This is a genomic window from Neisseria sicca VK64 (assembly GCF_000260655.1).
Taxonomy (GTDB): domain Bacteria; phylum Pseudomonadota; class Gammaproteobacteria; order Burkholderiales; family Neisseriaceae; genus Neisseria; species Neisseria sicca_B.
The window spans coordinates 1-3240 of sequence record NZ_AJMT01000129.1 but is presented as its reverse complement, the minus strand read 5'-3'; the positions used below and the strand labels follow the sequence as shown (position 1 = coordinate 3240).

Here is a 3240-nt window from a genome sequence, read left to right as displayed (position 1 = left end):
TATTTTCCTGCGCACTATTGTATTGAACGCTAAGGATGCGAATAAAGTCACCTATCAATTTGACCATGTCAAATTCGGTGGCAAAGACTCTGATTCACAGCCTGTTTTCTTCGCATTCCAGCCGAACGGTACTTTTGGCTATTCTGTCAATAAACCCAGTAAAAAAACAGATTTTACCTACTCGGACGGCTATATCAAAATCAGCATGACCGATTCCGCCGCAACCACAGAAAGTACCAAAAAGTCTCGCGCCAGCATTGTGTTGGTTGACAGTAGCGGACGAGTGGAAATCTGCGCCAAATCAGATTCACGCGATCTCTGTAAATATGCAGAATCTAAAGCAAAATCCAACAAACAACCCTAACAATAAAATATAGCTCTATGAAACCCATGACATTACATAAAAAAGGTCGTCTGAAAACGAGTTCAATAAGTTTCTCTAAGCCATATCAGTCGGGTATGACTTTAATTGAAGTCTTGGTTGCCATGTTTGTTCTTGCAATCGGCGTTCTCGCCCTGCTCGCCATCCAGTTGCGTACCGTTTCCAGCGTTCGCGAAGCGGAAGGACAGACTATCGTATCGCAACTTACTCAAAATTTAGTCGAAGGGATGCTGATTAATCCTAGACTTGAAAAATGCGATACTCATCAAGCGGGAGCTACCAAGAGTGGGCGCGATAGAGGGTGGTGTAAAAATTATAGGGATTACTACACCACATATGGTGATTCCTCTACTGAGCCGTTGAAAAAAGGACCGCTGAAAGAGAGTATGAAAAAAGAAGAGTTGGCTAAAGCACAGCTTGGTAAATTTCATGACGAACTGAAAGCAGCTCTTCCTGACTCCGCGTTCTACTATTCAGTATGCCAAGATAGTTTGAATAAGGAGCCTACTTATGACGGGGCTTTTCACGAAAATTGCGATAAAAAAGCAGGTGCCGATACTGTTATCAAAGTATTATGGCTTAAAGATTTGGAAGGCGGTAAAGCCGCAAGTGATGTCAAAACATATGAAGATTCCATCATTTACACCTACCAAGTACGCGTAAGGGAAAAATAATGAATAATAAAAACCGTTCACACATTCCGGTCAAAACAGGTATGCAAGGCTTCAGTCTGATTGAATTCCTTGTAGCAAGCGCATTGAGCATGATAGTCCTACTAGCCGTCAGCTCCAGCTATTTCACTGCACGCAGTTTGAATACTGCTGCCACAGCGCGCTTAAATGTTCAGCAGGATTTGCGCAATGCGTCAAATCAAATCGTACGTGATGCCCGTATGGCAGGAAATTTCGGCTGTTTCAATATGTCGGCCTATGATGCCCAAGCCGTTATCGCTGACTCTGGCTCCAAAGATTTTCTCAAACTTAAAGGTAGTGGAAAAATGCTTCCTGCCGTCAGAGAAACAGATTCTTTAGGTGTAAAGGACTTTACCCAGAGCGGTAAGGCGCTGATTTTCCAATACGGCATAGATACCGCATCACAAAATGCGACAACAGTAGTGGCCAGTAGCTGCACAAACATTACCAAACCAGGAAAGCTAATTACTGATATTAAAGCAGATTTGAAGACAGATGGTTCACAAGCGGGCAATATTTCCATAATGAAACATGAGGTGAATGCCTATGCTGTCGGTACTGCCGGAGGGCAAAAAGGTCTTTACCGTTTCCAACTAACAGACAAAGGTGAGTGGAGCAATCCGCAGTTGCTGATTAAGGGAATAGAAAGTATGAGTATTCATTACTTTTATACCCAAAATTGTCCTGAAACATTTGAGGAAAGTGAAACGGCATCTGCGTCTGCACCTACTCCAACTCCTGCCGGAAATGCTCAGAAGCAGGAGGAGGATAAGACAAAAGATGAAACATTTAAATATACTCCGACACTGTCTGGTGATGAAACTCCAGCCTCTATCGAACTCCTGTTGAACAGCGGCAGTATTAATGCTGGCGGAAGCAATGATGAAAACAAAGTTCAACTCTATCAAATCAATGCAACTGTACGCGGAGGAAACAAATGCGCAGACCGATTACTCTAAACTATCTTCCCGCTAAAGCTTCTGCACAAAAAGGCTTTGCATTATTCATCGTCCTGATGATCATGATCGTCATTGCCCTGCTCGTCGTTACGGCAACCCAGTCCTACAATACTGAGCAGCGAATCAGTACCAATGATGCCGACCATAAATTTGCTACTACACTTGCTGAGGCGGCATTACGCGAAGGTGAGGACTATATCTATTCTATTGAAGAAGGCACGCAGATTTTTAATGATCAATGTTCCAAGGGGCTTTGCAGAGCTAAACAGCTTAGTGTTAAAGAATACACTACCCCAACTGGTATTATTGATGTTAAAGGCGAGGCAGATCTGAGCAAAGTTGAAGAAGCTTGGAAAAGAAAGCATGCAGAATGTCTTGATTCATATTCTAAGAAAGAAACAGAATGTATTAATGTTAATGGTAGAGAGTATCCGCTTGATAAAAATAGCGGGGCTAAAAAACCTCCCCGCTACATTATCGAATACCTAAGCACCAATTCTACCGACAACCGTACCATTTATCGCGTCACTGCGAAAGCGTGGGGAAAAAACGAAAATACGGTAGTCATGCTGCAATCTTATGTAGCCAACGAATAAAATAAATAGATAAAATCATGAATACGTCTATCACTAAATTTCAAGGGTTTACGCTGGTTGAGATGTTGATTGTCGTTGCTATCATCGGCATCCTCAGTACCATCGCTTACCCTTCCTATATTCATTACATTGAACGCGGCTATCAATCTCAGGCACATGCGGAATTGGTTATCATCAATAATTCCTTGAAAACCAAACTGGTCAAAAACCCCGCCCTCAAAATGAAAGATGAAATTGAGGGGGACGCTGGGTTTTTTAAAAAATATCAGGCTACATCTGAGGTTGCGGCTAAATATGATTTCAGTGGCGCAATGAAAGATAAGGACTCTAAACACAGCAGAGCCTATTATCTTTTTGCTACCCCGAAAAGTGGGACGAATTACAAACTTTCCGTTTGGATGGATAGTTTGGGTAATGCCTACAAATGTACCGATGCAGAATCGGCCAAAGCCAAGTTAACAACTAAAAACGGTAATACTGGTTGCGAACCTGTTTCAAATAAAAAGTAGAGAAAATAGCACATTCTCTGCTAAGAAGGTCGTCTGAAATGGTGTTTTAGGCTTTAGAATAGATTAAACTGCACTTTAGTAGGTTCACTAAAGTGCAGTTTT

General features: G+C 42.1%; 4 protein-coding genes and 1 pseudogene. All 5 read left to right on the top strand.

Annotation, left to right across the window (positions count from 1 at the left end; genetic code table 11):
- A pseudogene (locus HMPREF1051_RS14870) lies at positions 1 to 364 on the top strand (prepilin-type cleavage/methylation domain-containing protein); the annotation flags it as partial.
- 17 nt (positions 365 to 381) lie between these two features.
- Positions 382 to 1056, top strand: coding sequence for a type IV pilus modification protein PilV (gene pilV / locus HMPREF1051_RS07725; RefSeq protein ID WP_003766740.1), 675 nt, complete (start codon positions 382 to 384; stop codon positions 1054 to 1056).
- Entirely contained in the window at positions 1056 to 2033 is a 978-nt protein-coding gene (locus tag HMPREF1051_RS07720) for a PilW family protein (RefSeq protein ID WP_003766738.1), read from the top strand. Before pilV ends, HMPREF1051_RS07720 begins: the two co-directional genes overlap by 1 nt.
- Complete coding sequence (locus tag HMPREF1051_RS07715; protein ID WP_003766744.1) at positions 2012 to 2629, top strand: pilus assembly PilX family protein; 618 nt, start codon at positions 2012 to 2014, stop codon at positions 2627 to 2629. The genes HMPREF1051_RS07720 and HMPREF1051_RS07715 overlap by 22 nt, the downstream gene beginning before the upstream one ends.
- 17 nt (positions 2630 to 2646) lie before the next feature.
- Positions 2647 to 3138, top strand: a complete 492-nt coding sequence (locus HMPREF1051_RS07710) for a PilX family type IV pilin (RefSeq protein ID WP_003766745.1) — start codon at positions 2647 to 2649, stop codon at positions 3136 to 3138.
- Positions 3139 to 3240 lie beyond the last annotated feature (102 nt).